The 19,368-nt window shown below is 64.8% G+C and carries 19 protein-coding genes; 11 read left to right on the forward strand and 8 right to left on the reverse strand.

The features are described 5' to 3' along the window. The first annotated feature begins 24 nt into the window (after positions 1-24). The 3 genes from JN302_RS00315 to JN302_RS00325 are packed head-to-tail and all read left to right on the forward strand — an operon-like array spanning position 25 to position 2,834. Positions 25-1,017, forward strand: a complete 993-nt coding sequence (locus tag JN302_RS00315) for a TRAP transporter substrate-binding protein (protein WP_202309565.1) — start codon at positions 25-27, stop codon at positions 1,015-1,017. A gap of 19 nt (positions 1,018-1,036) precedes the next feature. Further along, positions 1,037-1,546: a TRAP transporter small permease gene (locus JN302_RS00320; protein ID WP_202331204.1), complete on the forward strand. Its 510-nt coding sequence runs from the start codon at positions 1,037-1,039 to the stop codon at positions 1,544-1,546. 13 nt (positions 1,547-1,559) lie between these two features. Next, on the forward strand, positions 1,560-2,834 hold the full coding sequence (locus JN302_RS00325; RefSeq protein WP_202331205.1) for a TRAP transporter large permease: 1,275 nt from the start codon (positions 1,560-1,562) through the stop codon (positions 2,832-2,834). A gap of 415 nt (positions 2,835-3,249) precedes the next feature. Here JN302_RS00325 and JN302_RS00330 read toward each other — a convergent pair whose 3' ends face one another. Both JN302_RS00330 and JN302_RS00335 read right to left on the reverse strand, forming a co-directional pair. Beyond that, positions 3,250-3,831: an AAA family ATPase gene (locus JN302_RS00330; protein WP_244846788.1), complete on the reverse strand. Its 582-nt coding sequence runs from the start codon at positions 3,829-3,831 to the stop codon at positions 3,250-3,252. Positions 3,832-3,889: 58 nt separating this feature from the next. Then, positions 3,890-4,900: a LacI family DNA-binding transcriptional regulator gene (locus JN302_RS00335; RefSeq protein WP_202331206.1), complete on the reverse strand. Its 1,011-nt coding sequence runs from the start codon at positions 4,898-4,900 to the stop codon at positions 3,890-3,892. A 178-nt stretch (positions 4,901-5,078) separates the two neighbouring features. Between JN302_RS00335 and JN302_RS00340 the strand changes: the two genes are divergently transcribed. The 8 genes from JN302_RS00340 (at position 5,079) to JN302_RS00375 (ending at position 14,866) form a co-directional block, all read left to right on the forward strand. Continuing rightward, positions 5,079-6,422 carry an amidohydrolase family protein gene (locus tag JN302_RS00340; protein WP_202331207.1) on the forward strand — a complete coding sequence of 448 codons (1,344 nt, stop codon included), beginning with the start codon at positions 5,079-5,081 and terminating at the stop codon, positions 6,420-6,422. Next, a complete protein-coding gene (locus tag JN302_RS00345; RefSeq protein ID WP_202331208.1) occupies positions 6,423-7,388 on the forward strand; it encodes a nucleoside hydrolase in 966 nt (321 codons plus the stop codon). It begins immediately after the preceding gene. Between the two features lie 57 nt (positions 7,389-7,445). Further along, the gene (locus JN302_RS00350; protein ID WP_202331209.1) at positions 7,446-8,492 is read left to right on the forward strand and encodes a BMP family lipoprotein; all 1,047 of its coding nucleotides are present in this window, start codon (positions 7,446-7,448) and stop codon (positions 8,490-8,492) included. A 66-nt stretch (positions 8,493-8,558) separates the two neighbouring features. Continuing rightward, positions 8,559-10,103 (forward strand): ABC transporter ATP-binding protein, encoded by a 1,545-nt coding sequence (locus JN302_RS00355; RefSeq protein WP_202331210.1) that lies wholly within the window; start codon positions 8,559-8,561, stop codon positions 10,101-10,103. After that, positions 10,100-11,218, forward strand: a complete 1,119-nt coding sequence (locus JN302_RS00360; RefSeq protein WP_202309573.1) for an ABC transporter permease — start codon at positions 10,100-10,102, stop codon at positions 11,216-11,218. The genes JN302_RS00355 and JN302_RS00360 overlap by 4 nt, the downstream gene beginning before the upstream one ends. Then, positions 11,215-12,162 (forward strand): ABC transporter permease, encoded by a 948-nt coding sequence (locus JN302_RS00365; protein ID WP_202331211.1) that lies wholly within the window; start codon positions 11,215-11,217, stop codon positions 12,160-12,162. The genes JN302_RS00360 and JN302_RS00365 overlap by 4 nt, the downstream gene beginning before the upstream one ends. After that, positions 12,159-14,015, forward strand: a complete 1,857-nt coding sequence (locus tag JN302_RS00370) for an adenine deaminase (RefSeq protein WP_202331212.1) — start codon at positions 12,159-12,161, stop codon at positions 14,013-14,015. Before JN302_RS00365 ends, JN302_RS00370 begins: the two co-directional genes overlap by 4 nt. A gap of 191 nt (positions 14,016-14,206) precedes the next feature. Beyond that, positions 14,207-14,866, forward strand: a complete 660-nt coding sequence (locus tag JN302_RS00375) for a peroxiredoxin (protein ID WP_202309576.1) — start codon at positions 14,207-14,209, stop codon at positions 14,864-14,866. 647 nt (positions 14,867-15,513) lie between these two features. Here JN302_RS00375 and JN302_RS00380 read toward each other — a convergent pair. The 6 genes from JN302_RS00380 to JN302_RS39735 form a co-directional block, all read right to left on the reverse strand. Continuing rightward, positions 15,514-16,265, reverse strand: a protein-coding gene (locus tag JN302_RS00380) for an IS5 family transposase (protein WP_202331213.1) whose coding sequence is annotated in 2 segments (ribosomal slippage) — positions 15,514-15,935 and positions 15,935-16,265 — 753 coding nt in all. Because the reading frame shifts where the segments join, the coding sequence is not laid out codon by codon here. 187 nt (positions 16,266-16,452) lie between these two features. Next, positions 16,453-16,974 (reverse strand): GNAT family N-acetyltransferase, encoded by a 522-nt coding sequence (locus JN302_RS00385; protein ID WP_202331214.1) that lies wholly within the window; start codon positions 16,972-16,974, stop codon positions 16,453-16,455. 86 nt (positions 16,975-17,060) lie between these two features. Next, the gene (gene coaBC / locus JN302_RS00390) at positions 17,061-18,284 is read right to left on the reverse strand and encodes a bifunctional phosphopantothenoylcysteine decarboxylase/phosphopantothenate--cysteine ligase CoaBC (protein WP_202331215.1); all 1,224 of its coding nucleotides are present in this window, start codon (positions 18,282-18,284) and stop codon (positions 17,061-17,063) included. Positions 18,285-18,293: 9 nt separating this feature from the next. Further along, a complete protein-coding gene (locus JN302_RS00395) occupies positions 18,294-18,704 on the reverse strand; it encodes a type II toxin-antitoxin system VapC family toxin (RefSeq protein ID WP_202309579.1) in 411 nt (136 codons plus the stop codon). Continuing rightward, entirely contained in the window at positions 18,701-18,946 is a 246-nt protein-coding gene (locus JN302_RS00400) for a FitA-like ribbon-helix-helix domain-containing protein (protein WP_202331216.1), read from the reverse strand. The genes JN302_RS00395 and JN302_RS00400 overlap by 4 nt, the downstream gene beginning before the upstream one ends. Before the next feature lie 22 nt (positions 18,947-18,968). Further along, complete coding sequence (locus JN302_RS39735; RefSeq protein WP_342215904.1) at positions 18,969-19,364, reverse strand: FitA-like ribbon-helix-helix domain-containing protein; 396 nt, start codon at positions 19,362-19,364, stop codon at positions 18,969-18,971. Positions 19,365-19,368 lie beyond the last annotated feature (4 nt).

Below are 19,368 nucleotides of genomic sequence, written 5' to 3' on the forward strand. Positions count from 1 at the left end.
GATCAACCAGAGAGGAAAAGAACCATGACGCTCCACAAACTCGGACTGTCCGTCGCGACAACCATCGCGGTCTGCTTCGGCGGGCTCCCGGCGGTGGCCGCGGAGTTCGATTTCACCTTCGCCCACGTGCTGTCGGAGGAAACCCCGAATGCGCGTGCCGCCGAGCGGTTCAAGGAAGAAGTGGAGAAGAATTCCGGGGGACGCATCCAGATCAACATCCGGCCGGCAGCGCAACTGGGAGGCGACGTCGAGATCATCGAACAGACCCAGATGGGACTTGTCCATATCGCCATTCCTCCGACGGGCAACCTCGCCAATTTCAATGAGAAGATGTACCTGATGGATCTGCCATTCCTGCTGACCGACGACGCGTCGATGAAGCGGGTGCTCGACGGCGAGGTCGGCGGAGAACTGCTCGACTCGCTCGAGCCGAACAACCTGAAGGGTATCGCCATCTGGGGCGCCGGTTTCCGGCACATGACCAACAATGTGCGCCCGATCGAAGGCCCGGACGATCTGAAGGGCATCAAGATGCGCACGCTGCAGGCCCCGGCGATCCTGTCCACCTATCGCGCCTACGGAGCGAACCCGACGGCGATGGCCTATACCGAGGTCTATAACGGGCTCCAGCAGGGCGTTGTCGAAGGGCAGGAGAATCCCTTTGCCAACATCCATTCCATGAAATTCTACGAAGTTCAGAAATACATGACGCTGACTGCCCACACCTATCACACCTACGCGGCGGTCATGAACAAGCAGGCCTGGGACAACCTGCCGGACGATCTGAAGAAAGTCGTCGAGGACGCCATGATCGTGGGCCGCGACGCGGGGCGCGAATACACGCTCGAGGACGAGTCCAAGATCCTCGAGGAGATCAAAGGTTCCACCGAGGTTCGGGAGCTTTCGGCCGAGGGCCGCGAGGCCTTCATCGAACGGTCGAAGCCGATCTATGACGAGTTCCGTCCCAAGGTGACGCCGGAACTGCTGGACAAAGCCATAGCCGCAGCGAAGGGCTGACGGTTCCAGGGGCCGGACGATGATCGAGGCACTGAACCGGGTCGTGGATTGGATCGAGAACGCCTTGGTCACGATCCTGATGCTCACTGCAACGATCGTCGCCATCACCCAGGTGGTGGCGCGATACGTCTTCAACAACTCCATCTACTGGTCGGAAGAGTTGATCCTGTACTCCCTCATCACCATGAGCTTCCTGACCATGGGAATGGGCGTTCGGTACGGCGCGCATATCAGTGTCGAAGCCGCCTATGCATTTTCCGGCCGCCGGCTGTCACAGGCCTTGCGGATAGGGTCTGCCTGTCTCGGCCTGATCTTTGCGGGCGCTCTGATCTACTACGGCAGCCGCCTGTCGATTAATACGCTGCGCATGGGGCAACTATCGCCTGCGATGCGCGCGCCGGTCGGCTACATCTATCTGGTCATACCGGCCGCCGGAGCGTTCATGACGCTGCGCTACCTGCTGGTGCTCGGCAATCTGCTCGCCGGGCGGGAATATGTCCCGCCGCAGGCCGACATCAAGAATACCTGAAGGGGACACGACCATGGTGGGAACGCTCGTTCCAGCCTTTTTCGGGCTGCTGGTGCTCGGCTTGCCGATCTTTGCGGCCCTGTCCTTGTCGGTCGCATTGATTCTCTACTTCGCGGGAGGGATCGACCCCCTCGTGGTGCCGATGCGCATGTTCTCGGGCATGAACAATTTCTCTCTCATGTCCATTCCCTTCTTCGTCCTGGCCGCCGAATTGATGCGCATCGGCGGCCTTTCGGACCGGCTGATCGACGTGGCACGGGCGCTGATCGGCTGGCTTCCGGGCGGGCTGGCGGCCGCCACGGTGGTGGCCTGCCTGATGTTCGGTTCGATTTCCGGTTCAAGTCCCGCCACCGTCGTCGCCATCGGTACGATCATGTATCCGGCCATGGTCAAGGCAGGCTATGATCGCTTCTTCTCGATCGGGCTCGTCACCACCGCCGGCACGCTCGGCCCGATCGTACCACCTTCGATCGCGCTGATCATATACGGTTCGGTAACCGGCACTTCGGTCGGCAAGCTGTTTGCCGCCGGGCTGCTGCCGGCGCTCCTGATCGGTGGGTTGCTGATCGGCTTTGCCTGCTGGTACTCCGCGCGCAAAGGCTATCCGCGCGATCCATTCCCCACCTTCGAGCGCATCGTGACAGCTTTCAAGCGCGCCGCCTGGGGACTGGGGTTGCCCGTGATTCTGCTGGGCGGAATCTATTCGGGCGTATTCACGCCTACCGAATCGGCTGCGGCCGCCTGCATCTACGGCTGGTTCATCGGTGCCATCGTCTATCGCGCCATCTCCGCGCAGGAGACCCTCGTCATATTGCGCAATACCGGGTTGCTCGCCGGGCCACTCCTGTTGATCACAGCCGGTGCTTCGGCTTTTTCCTGGCTCCTGGCCACGACGGGTGCGCCATCGCAACTGGCGAGCCAGGTCCTTTCGGGGACCGACAATCCGGTTCTGATCGTGGCGCTCTTCAACCTCATCCTGCTGGTGGCAGGCTGCCTCCTTGACAGCGCGTCCGCGATTATCGTCCTGGGCCCGCTGATGCAGCCCATCGCACAGCAGGTCGGTGTCGACCCGATCCACTTTGGCATCATCATGCTCGTCAACCTGTCGGTGGGCATGCTCACTCCTCCGGTCGGCCTGAACCTGTTCGTGGCCATGGGCGTGGCCGAGATGACCCTGTTCGAGGTCTTCAGGGCAACATTGCCGACTATTGTGCTGATGTTGGTGGCCCTGATCATCGTGTCATACGTCCCGGTGCTTAGCCTGTTCCTGCCGAGCACTCTGTTCTGAAGGGGATGGAACCATGTGCAGCGGCTCATCCGATCCGGCTGGGATCCGTTCGCTTTCAAAGGCTCCTATCCAAGCCGGCGGGTGCCACGCTGCCCTCGCCGCACTTTGATCGCTGTGCCCGCGCAATGCCAGCGGTCGATGGAATCGACCGCTGGAGCGCGCGACTCTATGGCCCGTGCCTCCTTTGAGGCGAAGCCAAGCGGCCCAGAGGGCCGCACCGGTGATTCAGACCGCGCGGATGCGCCGGCATCCATGTCCCCTGGATGTGTGAACATCCAGTGCTGGTGGCACAGGATGGCCATGAGGATCGGCTGAGCGAAAACTGCCCTCTTACCAGGTAGCGCCCTCCATTCGGGCTGTCTTTATGGAGGACCAGGCTGCATCTCAGAAGGTAGTCCCGGCGGCGCCTTCATCCCTATTCCAGCTTCCCCTTATCCAGCGCATCGATGATCCAGTCGCGCCAGGTCTGGTCCTTGTCGGCGATCTCGGGCACCACGCGCGACGCTTCCTCCATGAAGAAGCGGTAGTCGCGCCCCATCTCCTGGCCGCGCCGCGTGTGCATGTCGAGCGCCACGTCGATGATCTCGGGCAGCCTCTCGCCGAGCGCGACGGAATGTTTCGCCCAGTTCACAAGATCGTCGCTGGTGCGGTCCTTGGCGCTGGTGGCGAGCAGGCGGATGGCGTGCGCGGCGAACAGGAACCTGTCTCCGCTCGGCCGCTCGTGACGTTCATGCTGCCGGTAGAGCGTCTCCACCAGAACGGGCGCCTGCCTGTTTCCGAAACCGATGTCTTCGACCGAAATGACCGAGAGCCGCGACCACAGCTTCTCCTCAAGGGCCTCGCTCGTGAAATACATTTCCCAGCCGAGCAGGACGGCATTTTCGAGCAGGCCGCGCCTGATGCTCTTCTGCAAGGCCGAAATCACCTCGTCGGCCGCGAAGCCGTTCGCGGTCCTCACCTCCTGCCACGGATCCGGCGGCTGCTGGACCTTCATCATCACGTCAATCTCCTCTTCATATGCCGTATGTTCGCGCAGCGCGCCCGCAGTCGTCCCGTCACGGAGACTTGTCCTGCCGCCGGGCGACCGAGCGGCGGACCACCAGTTGCACGGGCAGCCGCGTCAAGGGCGCCGCCTCGGTGTTGCCGAGCAGGGCCACGAGCCGCTCGAAAGCGATCCTGCCCATCTCGGCCACGGGCTGCCGCACGGTGGTCAGCGGCGGATCGACCAGTTCGGCGAAAGGCATGTCGTCGAAACCGACCAGGGACATGTCGGCCGGGACGGCGAGCCCGCGCTGGCGCGCGGCCTGGAGCACGCCGACGGCGATATAATCGGAGCAGGCGAGGATGGCGGTCGGCCTTTCCCCGCGGTCGACCAATTGCAGCAACGCCTCATGGCCGAACTGCCGGGAATAGTCTCCCAGCAGCATCCTTTCCGGCCGCACCGGCAGGCCGCGCTCGCGCATCGCCCGCTCGAACCCGGCGAGACGTTCGCGCACGCTGAGCAGCCCGGGCGGACCGCCGATGAGTGCAATGTCCCGATGCCCGGCGTCGATCAGGTGCATGGCGGCGAGATAGGCACCGTTCTCATTCTCCACGAAGATGCGAGGCAAATCGACGCCGGGCACGTCTTCATCGACCAGCACGACATTGGCATGCCGGCGCAGGAGCGCCGCCAGCGTGCCGTCGTCCGGACGGTTGGTCATCATGATCAACCCGTCGACATGCTGGTCCGCAAGGCGACGGATCGCGTCGACCGCGCGCGCGGGGTCGCCATGGGTGGAGGAGATATAGACCGCATAACCGTGACGTTCCGCCTCCGCCTCGATCGCCGCGGCGAGTTCGGCGAAAAAGGGATTGGCGATCTCGGGCGTGACCAGGCTGATCGACTCGGTCCTGCCGGTGGAGAGCCGTTTCGCCAGGAGATTGGGCCTGTAGTCCAGCCTGGCGACCGCCTCGTCGATGCGCTTCCGGGTCGCCGCAGGCAATTCGATGCGGTGGTTGAGATAGCGCGACACCAATGTCGGCGAGACGCCCGCCGCTTCGGCAACGTCGTTCAGCGTCGCCATGGACTCACCCCGCTTCTCCCACGACAGTGCGCCGCTCACGGATGTGTCGAAGTCCCGCCTCTTTCACACTTGAGCGCCGCTCGAAAAACATGCGTCGACGCCTCTTTTGCATTTGACAGCACCGCGGCGAATGGACTTACATGAGCGCAATGTAAAGCGGTTTACACACGCAGGTCAAATGGGTTCAGTCCTCGTCCACGACGCCACCGTCCTGACCGTCGACAGTGACGGCACGGTCTTCGCCGATGGCTGGGTCGCTTTCGCCGACGGCCGCATCACCGGCGCTGGCCCCAGGGCCACCACGCCCGACAAGACAGGGTTCGACGAGGCCCACTCGCTCCCCGGACATCTGGTGATGCCGGGGCTGGTCAATGCCCACACGCATTCCGCCATGATCCTGTTCCGCGGCTGCTCCGAAGGGCAGAGCCTGCTCACCATGGAAGGCTGGTACAACGCCATTCGCGAGCCGGAACAGTCGCTCGACGCCTCCGATATCGGCCCCGCCGTCGCGCTCTCCTGCGCGGAAATGGTGCTGTCGGGCACGACCACCTTCTGCGACCAGTATTTCTTCGCCGACGAGATCGCCGATGCCGCCGCGGCCAGCGGCATGCGGGCCGTCATCGCCTACGGCATCGTCCAGCTCGGCGACAGCGCGCGCGGCCTGGAGGAACTCGACAAGGCGGCCGCCTTCATCGAGCGGCAACGATCGGGCGGCGGGCGCATCGTCCCCTGGTTCGGTCCGCATGCGCCTTATGTGGACAATTCCGAGGATCTGCTCCGGGCCGAGGCGGCGTTGGCCGTCAAATATGGCTGCGGCATGCATCTGCACATGGCCGCCGGTCCGGAGGACAATGCCGAGACGATGGCCCATTACGGCCTGACGGCGACCGAGGCGCTCGCGCGCGACGGCTTCTTCGCCGGCCGCGTCCACGCCGCCCACTGCCTCGACCTTTCCGAGGCCGACATCGCCATCTTCGCGGCAGCACCCGCCGCCTCGGTCGCCCACTGCGCCAGCGCCGGCCTGCGCTCCGGCCGCGAAGGCATCTGTCCGGTGGTCGACCTTCGCCGGGCGGGCGTGACCGTCGCGCTCGGCACCGACAATGTCGCGGCCAACAATTCCTACGACATGGTTTCGGAGATGCGGGTCGCCGGCCTCGTCGCCTCTCACCGGGAAGGCCGGGCGCAGCCCATCTCCAGCCGCGAGTTGATCCGCATGGCGACGATCGAGGGCGCGCGAGCGCTCGGACTGGAGAACGAGATCGGCTCGATCGAGCCGGGCAAGGCCGCAGACATCATCGCGATCGACATCTCCGGGCCTGGCTATTCCGAAACACCCGACGTCGAGACCCTGCTCGTCTATTCCGGCAGCGGTCGCGATGTCCGCCATGTCTGGGTTTCCGGCGAGGCGCTGGCGCGCGACGGGAAGCTGACACGCACCGACCATTCAGCCATCCGCAACAATTATTCGAAGACCTACCAAAACTTCTGGGCCCGTGTCGCCGCGAGAAGAAAGGCCGCCTGATTGACGCACAACAAGCTGATCCTCGATACCGACGGCGGCGTCGACGACGCCCAGGCCCTGCTCCTGCTGATCGCGGCAGGCCGCGCGCCCGACGCGATCACTACCGTCTTCGGCAATGTCGGGCTCGATGCCGCCACCCGCAACATGCTGGCGACGCTCGCCGTCGCCGGCGTCGACATACCGGTCTACAAGGGGGCGGCCGGCCCGCTCACCCAGCCGATCATCGACGCAATCCATATCCATGGCGAGGACGGGCTCGGCGGGGCGCCACGTCCGGGCAATATCGGCGATGTCGCCGGCACCGACGCAGTCGGCTTCCTTCGCGAGACGTTGCGCGCCGCGGCGGCCGATGGGCGCCGTGTCGACCTCCTGATGATCGGCCCGCTCACCAACCTCGCTCTGGCGCTTCGGCTCGAGCCGGACATCGTGGCCGGCATCGGTCAGCTTACCATCATGGGCGGCACCGTCTACGGCCGCGGCAACACCACCCCGGCGGCCGAATTCAACATCTATGCCGATCCGGAAGCCGCGGCGATCGTCTTCGCCGCGGAAATCCTGACGGTGGTCGTCCCGTGGGAACCCTGCGTCACCCACAATCTGACCGGCATGGAGATCGACAGGCTGTTCGGACAGGTGAGCGAAGGCCTGGAGAAAACCTTCTCGCAGGCGCTGGCGCGTCATTCCCGTCAGATCGTCGCCGGCTTCGGTGCCGGTGACCTCTTCCGCTTCGTCGACCCCTTCGCCGCGGCCGTGGTGGTGGAGCCCGATATCGTGACGAAATCGGTGCGGGCCTCGGTCGAGGTGGCGCTTGCGCCCGGCGTAACGCGCGGCATGACCGTCGTCGACCCGTCAGGGCGGCTGGGTACGCCCATGGTCACGCTGGTCGAGGAAGCCCGACTCGAACGCCTCGTCGCGCTCTATGCCGCGTCGATCGCCTATGTCCCAAAGCGGAGCCGACCCGGTTGACAGCGCCGACACGCAGTCGATCATAAGAAGAAACAAGAACCACAGAGGTGAACAGAAATGAACAACCCGATTTCGCGCCGGGCCTTCGCCGGCTTCGTGCTGGCCGCCAGCCTGTCGATCCCGGCCATGTCCGCGGCCCAGGCCGCTGACTACTCCAAGGACAATCCGCTCAAGGTCGTGCTGGTGCTGCATGGCACGCTGGGCGACAAGAGCTTCTTCGATTCCGCCGCCGCCGGACTGGAGAAGGCCAAGGCCGAACTGCCGGTCGACGTCAAGATCATCGAGGCCGGTTACGACCGCGGCCGCTGGCAGCCGGCGCTGGCCGACGCGACCGACGGCGGCTACGACGTGGTCATCGCAGGCACCTTCGACATGACTGGCTTCGTGGCGGAGCTCGCGCCGCAATATCCCGACACCAGGTTCATCATCTTCGACGACGCGCCCGACTACTCGACCGGCTGCTGCGGCAACGTCATGGGGCTGCTCTACCAGACCTCTTCGGCTGGCTATCTCGCTGGTTTTGCGGCCGCCAAGCTCAGCAAGAGCGGCACGCTCGGCACCATCATCGGCATGGATTTCCCGACGGTGACGGACTTCAAGGTCGGCTTCGACGAGGGCGCCAAGGCCGCCAAGCCTGACATCAAGCTGCTCAATGCCGTCTCCGGCACCTTTTCCGATCCGGCGAAGGGCAAGGAGATGGCGCTCGCCCAGCTCGGCCAGGGCGCGGACATCATCTTCCCGATCGCCGGAGGCACTGGAATCGGTGCGCTGCAGGCCGTGCGCGACGCCCACAAGCTGGCCGTCGGCGTCGACAGCGACCAGGCATCGATCTTCGAGGCGACCGACCCGGCCCAGGCGGCCGTGATCTTCACCTCCGTCGAGAAGAAGGTCGGTGAATCGCTCTTCATCGCGCTCAAGGACACGATCGACGGCAAGGCCGAATACGGCAAGCGACTGCTGCTCGGATTGAAGGACGGAGCCGTCGGCATTTCGCGCAACAAACAATACGAGACGATCGTGCCGGCCGAGCTGCGTGCCGAGGTCGACGCGCTGCAGGAAAAGATCGCCTCCGGCGAGATCACCCCCGCCACCGTGATGAAATAGTCGCGGCTGAAACAGGCATGGCCGGGGTCGCCAATGGCGGCGCCGGCGACTGCACGGACTGACATCATGACACCGCTTCTCGAAGCGATCGGGATCGGCAAGACCTATCCCGGCGGCGTGGTCGCCAATGACGGCGTGAACCTCTCGGTCGCATCGGGCGAAGTGCATGCCGTCGTGGGCGAGAACGGCGCCGGCAAGTCGACGCTGATGAAGATCCTGTTCGGGATCGAGCAGCCCGACCAGGGCGAGTTGCGACTCGACGGCCGGCCCATCCGTTTCTCCAATCCGCGCGAGGCAATCGACGCCGGCATCGGCATGGTTTTCCAGCATTTCTCGCTGGTTCCTTCCTTCGCGGTCTATGAGAACGTCGTGCTCGGCTCCGAGCCGCGAACCGGTATCCGCTTCGACCGCGGCAAGGCGATCGAGGGCGTGCGTGCGCTCTCCGAGCGGTTCCGGCTGCGGGTCGACCCGACGCCGCCGGTCGGTCTGCTTCCGGTAGGACAGCAGCAGCGCGTGGAAATCCTCAAGGCGCTCTACCGCAACGCCCAAGTGCTGATCCTCGACGAGCCGACTGCGGTGCTCGCTCCGCAGGAGGTGACGGAGCTCTTCGCAGCCATACGCGCGCTGGTCGAACAGGGACGCACGGTCATCTTCATCGCGCACAAGCTGCCCGAGGTGCTGGAGATATCGGACCGTATCACCGTGATGCGAGCAGGCAAGGTCGTGGGCTCCGTCACGACATCAGACGTGACCGAGAAGGCCCTCGCCACGATGATGGTCGGCCGCGACGTGGCGCTGCGGGTCGAGCGCAAGCCCCACAGAGGAGAGCGCGCTCTTGCCGTGGAAAGACTTCACCTCGTAGACGAGAAACGCGCAACGGTCTGCGACGACCTGACCCTTCACGTCCGGTCGGGAGAGATCGTCGGGTTGGCGGGCGTTGAAGGCAACGGCCAGGCGCAGCTCCTGGAAGCGATCGCCGGCCTGCGACCCGTCGCGGGCGGCCACATCAGCGTCGACGGCGCCAGCATCCTATCGCTCGACGTGCTGCAACGCCGGGAGCGCGGTGTGGCCAGCATTCCGGAGGACCGCATCGCCGAAGGCCTGGCGACGGGCGCGACAGTCGCGGAAAACCTGGTGGCGACGCGGTTGGACGACCGGCGCTACGTCCGCAACGGCCTGCTCGACCTGAAGGCGATCCGAACCCATGCCGAGCGCATGATCGGGCGCTTCTCGGTGCGGGTCAGCGGCCCGCAGGCGGCGGTCGGCACGCTGTCGGGCGGCAACATGCAGAAGATCGTGGTGGCCCGCGAATTGTCGGAGCAGCCGAAGGTGCTGCTGGTCAGCCAGCCGACGCGCGGCGTCGACCTCGCCTCCACGCAGTTCATCTGGCATTCCCTGACGGAGGCGCGCGATGCCGGCGCGGCTGTGCTGCTCTCCTCGGCGGACCTGTCCGAGCTGCTGGCGCTGTCCGACCGGATCCTGGTGTTCTATCGCGGCCGGGTCGTCGCCGCCTTCATCAATTCCGACGAGGTCACGCCCGAGACGCTCGGTGCATACATGCTCGGCCTCTCCCGGCAATCGCCCGAAGAGATGAAAGCGGCTCTCGCATGACGGCCCCGGCTAGGAAACCGCTTGCGTCGGAGACGCGCTGGAGCACGATCCGCCGCGAGGCCCTGCGGGCGGGCGTGGCCGCGGCCGCCGCCCTGATCGTCGCCTTCCTGATCATCCTTCTGACGTCGAAGGCGCCGCTCGAAGCCTTCCACACGCTGTTGACCGCGCCGATCTCCAAGACCCGCACGATCGGCCTGTGGATCGACGACGTCGCCAAGCTGACCGTCACCGGCCTCGCCTTCAGCCTGGTCTTCCAGGCGCGCCAGTTCTCGATGGGCGTCCAGGGCCAGGTCTATGTCGGCGCGCTGGCGGCCAGCTACATTGCCCTCTCGCCCGTCGGCCAGACCTGGCTGGCGATTCCGCTCGGCGTGTTCTGCGCCATGGTTGCGGGAGCCTTCTACGGTTTCCTGCCCGGGATCGCCAAGGCGAAGCTCGGCGCCAGCGAGATCGTGTCGTCGCTAATGCTGAACTACATCGCAATCGAGCTCACCAATTATCTGGTGCGAACGCAGCTCGTGCCGCCGGGCAGCGGCGTGCTGACCACCAATGCGTTCCCTCCGATCGCGGTGTTTCCTGCGCTGGTATCAAACACGCGCATCGACATCGGCCTGATCTTCGCGATCGTCGCGGTGATCGCCGTATGGTTCGCGCTTTACCGCACGAGTTGGGGCCTGAAGCTCAGGCTCGTCGGGCACAATGCCCGCTTCGCCGAATATGCCGGGATCAGATCCGCCTTCATCATGGTCTCGGCCATGACAGCCGCCGGCGCGCTCGGCGGCCTTCTGGGCGCGATGTTCGTGCAGGGCCGCGCCTTCGGCAAGCTGACGGTGCTGTTCGAGGGTGGCCTCGCCTTCGAGGGCATCCTCATCGCCATCGTCGCCCGCAGCCGGCCGCTCGCCGTCCCCATCGTGGCGCTGTTCTACGGCTACCTGCGGCAGGGCGCACAGCTCATGAATATCCGGACCGATGTACCCTCGGAAGTAATCAGCGTCGTCACGGCCATCATCATCCTGCTGGTGGCCTCGTCCTTCACCATCAGGCCGCGCGTGATCCTCGCCTGGATGCGCGGCGACCGGGCGGCGCGACGAGCCGCCTTGGCGGAGGCAGGCAAATGACCGAACTCCTGATGACCGTCTTCTCCGCGACGTTCTTCGTGACCATCGTGCGCACCTCGACGCCGCTGCTCCTGGCCACGCTGGGCGGGCTGGTCGCTGACCTCTCCGGCGCGCTCAACGTGGCGCTGGAAGGCATGATGCTCGTGGGCTGCTTCACCGCCGTCATCGTGTCGGTCTACGCGCCCTGGTACGTCGCCGTGGCTGCGGCTCTCGCTGCCGGCGCGCTGCTCGGCGCTGTGATGGCCTTCTTCCATCTCAGGCTCAAGGCCGACATCATCCTGGTCGGCTTCGCCATCAACATCTTCGCGGCCGGCGGCACCGTCTTCGCGCTCACCCAGGCGACCGGCGGCGACAAGGGCACCTCGATCAATCTCGTCTCCAAGGCGGTTCCGGCGCTCGACCTGACCTTCCTCGCCGGCGTGCCTGCCGTCGGAGACATGGCTGTGCGTTTCCTTTCCGGCCACTCACTCCTGTCCTGGCTCGCCGCGCTGCTCGTCTTCGCGCTCTGGTACTTCCTCTACCGCACGCCCTGGGGCTCCTGGCTGCGCGGCGTCGGCGAATATCCGGCCGCGGCCGCGGCGGCCGGTATCCCCGTCAACGCCGTCCGCGCCTGGGGCCTGCTCGCTTCGGGGGCGCTGGCCGGGCTGGGCGGCGCCCAGCTCGCAATGTTCAACTATATCGGCTTCACGCGCGACATGACGGCAGGACGCGGCTTCATCGCGCTCGGCGCCGTACTGCTCGGCGCGCGCCATCCCGTCGGCGCGCTTCTTGCCGCCCTGCTGTTCGGCATGTTCGAAGCGCTCTCGGTGGTCATGCCGGGCCTCTTCAACTGGATGCCGGCCGAGATCATCCGCATGATCCCCTTCATCGTCACCGTGCTCGCCCTGGTGCTCTTCAGCTACCGCGTCATGCTCGCGCGCCGCATGATGGCAGGCGCCAGATGAGCCTGCCGGACGATCTCATCCTCGACGCCGCCGACGAGGTGGCGATCCGCCAGAACCTGACGCTGGTGGCGCTCGGCAAACATCCGGCCGACCGCGTGATCGAGGTCGGCCGCCTGCTCGCCGTCCATGCCAATCACTGGCTCCACGACCAGGAGATCGCGATCTCGGGCCGGCGCATCGCCTATGTCGGCCCCATCGGCTCCTATCGCGGCACGGTCCGTGAGCGCATCTGCCATCGCGGCCTTTCGGCGGTGCCGGGATTCGGCGAAGTCCACAAGCATATCGAATCCACCCATCTGACGCCCGAGTTCGAGGCCGCCCTCGTGCTGCCGCGCGGCAACACCTGGACATGCGAGGCGAGCCACGAATTCGCCAATGTGAACGGCGCGAAGAACACCGAGTTCTGGCAAAAGGCACGGCGCGCGGGGTCGCCGCTCAAGGTGTTTGTCCAGCCCGGTTCGGCGGTGCCGCCCAGCGCATGGGAAGAGAGCGGCGGCTGGTACGGCTACGACGAGCAGAAGCGCTTCCTGGCCGGCGACCTCTCGGTGACCGGCCTCGACGAGGTGATGGACTGGCCCTCCGTCTCGGACCCCGCCAATCCCGGCTACCAGCGCATGTGGGGCATGATCCGCGCCACCTTCGAGATGCGCGGCGTCGTCGAGGGCCACGGCTCCGGCCTGACCGACCCGCACGACATCTCGGCTTTCGTCGCGGCCGGGCTCTCCTCCGACCACGAGGTATGGGCACTGGACGAGGCGTGGGACCGGCTGATGCGCGGTATCTTCACCGAGATCAGGCCCTTCTCCTTCGATGCCATCCTTCCCGGTCTGATCGAACGCGGCCTGAGGGACTGGTCGAACGTCGCTTTCACCACCGACGACCGCAGCGCTTCCGAGACGCTGCGCCTCGGCGCAAGCGACCACAATGTGCGCCATGCCGTCGGGCATGGGCTCGCGCCGGAGATCGCCATCCAGTGCGCGACGATCAATCCGGCCCGCCATATGCGTATCGATGCGTGGGTCGGCTCGATCACGCCGGGCCGCTACGCCGACATTGTGCTGTTGGGCGACGTGCCCTCGATCGACATCGCCCATGTCTATGCGGATGGGCAACTGGTTTCCAACGCCAGGACCTATGTCGGCCCGGTGCCTGCGATCGACTGGCCCGACTGGGCGACCAGGACGATGAATGTCGGGCGGCGTCTCGACGCGGAGGATTTCGAGATTGCCGCCGAGCCCGGACGGAAGACCATGCAGGCGGCGGTGCTGAGGCCATTCCACTGGAACGAGGACTTTCTCGTGGAGGAACTGTCCGTGGTCGACGGAGCCGTCCAGCGCGATGCCGGGATCACCAAATGGGCGCTGGTCGACCGCTATCGCGGCGACGGCGCCGTGGCAAAGATGTTCTGGACGGGCTGCGGCCCGGAAGACCCTGATACCGCGCTCGCCTGCTCGGTCGCCCATGACAGCCACAATGTCTGGGTGATCGGCTCATCCGATGCGGCCATGGCTGCGGCGGTCAACCGGCTCCAGGAGATCGACGGCGGCTGGGTGCTGGTGCATCGCGGCGCCGTGGCCGGCGAGGTGCGCTACGAGGTTGCCGGATTGATGACCGCACGCCCGGCGGAGGCGCTCGATGCCGAGATGCAGGAATTCTACCGGGCGGCGGAAAAGGTGACGTGGATGTACAAGCCTTCGGCGCTCAATCTCTGGAAGCCGGGATTCCCCGAATTCCTGATCTTCGCGACGCTGACATGCTCGCCCTGGCGCTGGGTGCTGGTCGCGCCCTCCAAGCTCGCGCCCGAAGGCTTCGTGAACGTGCAGACGGGTGAAACCCACAAGGTGGTCTGGTAATCCCGTCATATCGCCGGCCGGCACAAATCCCTGCCCGCGCCAGTGGTTGTGGGAACGATATTTCGCGATAAACGGGAAACACGCCAGCACTATCTTATCGCGAGGCGATTTACGCCCGCTTCGTTCTCGAAACCGGCTGGATTTGCGCTATGATGCAGAAAAATTCCGCACGGTCACAAGGGAGAATGGCGATGGGCCTTCGCATCAACGACACTGCACCCGACTTTACCGCCGAGACGACGCACGGCACGATCAACTTCCACGAATGGATCGGGGACGGCTGGGCCGTGCTGTTCTCGCATCCGAAGAACTTCACGCCGGTCTGCACCACCGAACTCGGAACCATGGCCGGGTTGGAGGGCGAGTTCACGAAACGCGGCGCAAAGATCATCGGCATCTCCGTCGATCCGGTCGAGGACCACAACAGATGGAAGGACGATATCCGCAAGGCCACCGGCCAGGCGGTCGACTATCCGCTGATCGGCGACCGCGATCTCAAGGTGGCAAAGCTCTACGATATGCTGCCCGCCGACGCCGGCGACAGCGCCGCCGGCCGCACACCTGCAGACAATGCCACCGTGCGCTCGGTCTATGTGATCGGCCCCGACAAGAAGATCAAGCTGGTGCTCACCTATCCGATGACCACCGGCCGAAACTTCGACGAGATCCTGCGGGCGATCGATTCGATCCAGCTCACGGCCAAGCACCAGGTCGCGACACCTGCCAACTGGAAACAGGGCGAGGACGTGATCATCACCGCGGCGGTATCGAACGAGGACGCCATCAAGCGCTTCGGTGCCTTCGAGACAATCCTGCCGTATCTGAGGAAGACCAAGCAGCCGACGGCCTGAGGCGGCTCGGGGCTGCTGCAGTGCCACCCAGACCGGTCTTGACCGTTGGCGCTGGCCCCTCATCCGCCTGCCGGCACCTTCTCCCCGTCATGGACGGGGAGAAGACGGCCGGCCGCTATGGCAGCCCTCATTCTGCGACGTCGAAGATTGGCGAAACCCTTGAAGACATTGATCTTCTCCCCGTTCACGGGCTAGGGCATATACACATCTCTCGAGCCCAACCGTTACCTGGTCTCGTCCTTTGCCCGTTTTGGTCGACCGCCGCGCTCCCTGGAGCACCCCTCATCCGACCCAGCCTGTATTTCGGCGTCACCCTTGAGCCCAGCACGATCGTAGGGGCCGAAATACAGTCTGGGCCACCTTCTCCCACAAGGGGAGAAGGGAGAGCTTGGCTTCGACGGTTCCGCAAATCGCCGACGTTGAAGGTTGGCGGCAACGCCTCTGCAATCCTGCCTTCTCCCCTTGTGGGAGAAGGTGGCCCAGACAGTATTTCGGCTCCGGCGGTGATGACGGGCTCGACAGTCGAGCCGAAATACTGGCTGGGTCGGATGAGGGGTGCTCCAGGGAGCGCGGTGGTCGACGAGGCGTTGCAGCAGGCCGCGTCCCTTGCAGAAGAGATGTGTATATGCCCTAGGGTCTGTCGACATTCACCTGACGGCGAGGACGGTTGCGACGAGATGAACGGTGGCCCGGTAACTGGTGTCGGTTTTGTCGTAGCGTGTGGCGACGCGCCGGAATTCCTTGATCTTCTGGAAGAAGTTTTCGACCAGATGGCGCCATTTGTACATCTCTTCGTCATAGGGAATGTTTTTAGCGCGGCTGGCCATTGGCGGGATGACCGCCAGAGCGCCGCGCTGGTCGAGTTCGAGACGCAGCCAGTCGCTGTCGAAGGCTTTGTCGCCGAGGAGCGCGCCAAGCGCGACGCCGTCAAGCAGCGGCTTGACGCCGATGCTGTCGTGGCGTTGGCCAGGCAGCAGGATGAAGCGGGCGAGATTGCCGAGCGCATCGACGAGCGCCACGATTTTGGTGGTCAGGCCGCCGCGCGATTTGCCGATGGCCTGATTTTGAGTCCCCCTTTTGCGCCGGTCCCGTGCCGGTGGACCTTGACGATGGTGCCGTCGATGAGCGCGTACTCGAAATCGAGATCTCCCGACGGTTCAACGAATATCCGCTCGAAAACGCCTTTCTCGGCCCAACGCCGAAAGCGCTTCCATACCGAGGACCATTTGCCGAACTCTGGCGGCAGATCGCGCCACGGCGCGCCAGCCCGAACAAGCCACAGCACCGCTTCTACGAAAAGCCGATTATCCTCGCCGGAGCGGCCGGGGTCCCCTTCCTTCCCAGGAACAAGGGGTGCCAGGCGTTCCCACTGTGCGTCAGTCAGCACCATCCGAATCAAGGCCGATCTCCATTTTTCAGCCTTGAATCAAATTTCGACCGCTTCCGGAATCGCGGCGGCCACGAATGTCGACAGACCCTAGCGTTCACGGGGAGAAGGTGCCGGCAGGCGGATGAGGGGCAGGCACCAACGGTCAAGGTACCGGCGCCACGGCTTTGGGGTGAAAATTCTACCGTTCCAACAGTCCCTACCGCTCCAGCAGGATGATCGGCCCGCCGTGGAACTCCGTCCGGGCAAATTCGCGAAAGCCGAGCTTCTCCGCCACGCGCAATGAGGCGGTGTTTTCGGGATCGATCATGCAGGTGATGCGCTTATCAGGGAAATTGTCCCCGCCCCAAACCAATGCCGCGCCGACGGCTTCGGTCGCGAAGCCTTTCCCATGCGCCGCCGGACGAAGGGCCCATCCGGCTTCGAGCGTGCCTTCGAGGCTCGGCTTGAGGTCGCGCCGCAATTCGTGGAAGCCGACTTCGCCGAGCAGTTCCCCGCTCGCCTTCTTCTCGACCGCCCAGAAGCCGAAGCCCATGACCTGCCACATGCCGGCGATCCTCAGGAAGCGGACCCAGGCCTGATCCCGCGGAAACGGCGTTCCGCCGATAAAGCGGGTGACATCGGGGTCGCTCCACATCCGGGCATGGGCGTCGAAATCATCGGGCCGATGAGCGCGCAGGATCAGGCGATCCGTTTCCAGCGTCGGAATGATGGTGGGCATCGGGGGCTCTTTGTCTGGTGCTGCCCTGGGCAATCCCGGCGAATGCGCAACAGCCTTGCATGCGGAATTGCGTGAGAACGATCAGATCAGGACCTGACCAGCCTCTCGGCGATCAGGGCGGCGAGGCGTGTCGCCACCTCCTGCTTGGTCATTTCGGACCACTCCTCGACGCCTGATTTCGAGACGATCTTGACCCGGTTGCGGTCGCCGCCCATCACTCCGGCGCCGTCCTCCCCGTGCGAGACGTCGTTGGCGACGATGACATCCGCGCCCTTCTTCTTCAGCTTCGCTTCGGCATTGCGCAGCACGTCCTGCGTTTCCGCCGCGAAGCCTACGACGAGGCCGGGCCGGCTGCTATGATGGCCGATACCGGCCAGTATGTCGGGGTTCTCGACCATTTTGAGCACAGGCGGCCCCTCGCCCGCGACCTTCTTGATCTTCTCGCCGGCCGACGTCTCGGTGCGCCAGTCGGCAACCGCCGCGACGAAGACGGCGGCATGGGCAGGAAGCAGCGCCTCGACCGCATCGCGCATCTGCCTTGCGCTCTCGACATGCTGTGTCGTCACGCCGGCTGGATCGGCCAGCGTCACAGGCCCGGAGACCAGCCGGACATCGGCGCCAAGCGCGGCAAGCGCGGCGGCAATGGCATGGCCCTGCTTGCCGGACGAGCGGTTGGCTATATAGCGCACCGGATCGATCGGCTCGTGGGTCGGACCCGAGGTCACGATGATCTTCTTGCCGGCCAAGGGCTTTTCCGGCACCGGCCCGAGGATCGCCTCGACGGCGGCCACGATCTCCAGCGGCTCGGCCATGCGGCCTTCGCCCGCCTCCGTCGCCTCGGCCATCTCGCCCTTGTTGGGTCCGACGAAGGCGACGCCATCCTTCTCCAGCGTCGCACGGTTGCGGCGGGTGGCCGGATGCGACCACATGCGCGGATTCATCGCCGGCGCCATCAAGACCTGCTTGTCGGTCGCCAGCAGAACCGCCGAGGCGAGGTCGTCGGCGAGGCCGTTGGCGAGCTTGCCCATCAGGTCGGCGGTCGCGGGGGCGACGACCAGCAGATCAGCCTCGCGTGACAGCCTGATGTGGCCGACGTCCTGCTCGTCCTGCCGGTCGAACAGATCGGTGAAGACATGGTCGGCCGACAGTGCGCCGGCGGCAAGTGGGGTCACGAATTGCTGGGCCGCCGCCGTCATCACGCAGCGCACCGACGCCCCGCGCTCGCGCAGGCGCCGGATCAGGTCCAGGCTCTTATAGGCCGCGATGCCGCCACCGATAATGAGGAGAATGCGTTTGCCCGAAAGGGTCATGGTCCCATCTCATGCGGGCTTCAATGCCGGCTCGACATCAGCGTGAATGAAATCGTTGCCCTTGAAAAGTAGCGGCAACCGTCGGGTCTTGGCGAGAGCATAAGCGAAACAGTCCCCCATATTCAGGTCGGCCGGATGGCCCGTGCCACGCCCGAAGCGAAAATAGGCAGCCTTGGCGACAGCCAACTGATCGAGGTCGAAGGGGACGATATCAGGTGAAAGGCTCTCGATGAGAACGTCCAGGCGCCTGCGCCCTTCGTCCAGTCGCCTTCGGGAGACAACGCAAGCCGCTTCAAGCAACGTTGCAGTGCTGAGAAACAAGGCGTCGGCTTGATGAAAGGCCTGCTTGTAGAGCATTACGTCTGGCTCGTCGTTGAGCACCGCGATCAAGGCTGACGTATCGACGGCGAAGGTGATCACAACAGGCCTTCGTCCCACATCTCATCCGTGAGTTTTTTGAGATCGAAGGGCTGTGGGGGCTTGACGCCCAAACGCGTCATTTCCTCGATCGTCGGCTTTCGCCTCCGTTTGCCGTCGTCAGTGACGCTTCTTGCCAAGGTATCCCGGACTTCCTGCTCCATCGAAACGCCGCGAGCGGCAGCGCGCTCGCGCAGCTTCTGCTTCACGACATCGTCAAGATTGCGGATGGTCAAACTGCCCATGGCTCGCCTCTTTCCAACAACATCAGCCGGCATCCGATCCCGATATGGCCGGCTCTGTGACCGCCCGGCTGCGTGGCGGGATATCGAGCTCGACTGTGCCATATTTCGCCTTGAGGCGATTGACGGAGTCCATGAAGCTCTCGCTCCTGACAGCAGCAGGATCATGCTCGGTCGGAGGATCGCGCGACGGAAGCGAGCGCTCGGGAATCTCCAGGTCGAAGCCGCCATGCGGTTCAACGAGTTCGCGGATGGCGTCGTACAGATTGCCATGCTTTCGTCCCGGCCGCTCCTCCTCGGACGCCACGCGGCGCAAGATCATACGCACCTCTTCCTCGAGCGAGTTTCCATGACGCGCGGCGCGCAACCGCAAGATCTGCCTGGTGTCGTTTTCAAGGTTGCGGATCGTGAGCGAGGCCATCGCA

Source organism: Mesorhizobium sp. L-8-3 (assembly GCF_016756615.1).
Classification (GTDB): Bacteria; Pseudomonadota; Alphaproteobacteria; order Rhizobiales; family Rhizobiaceae.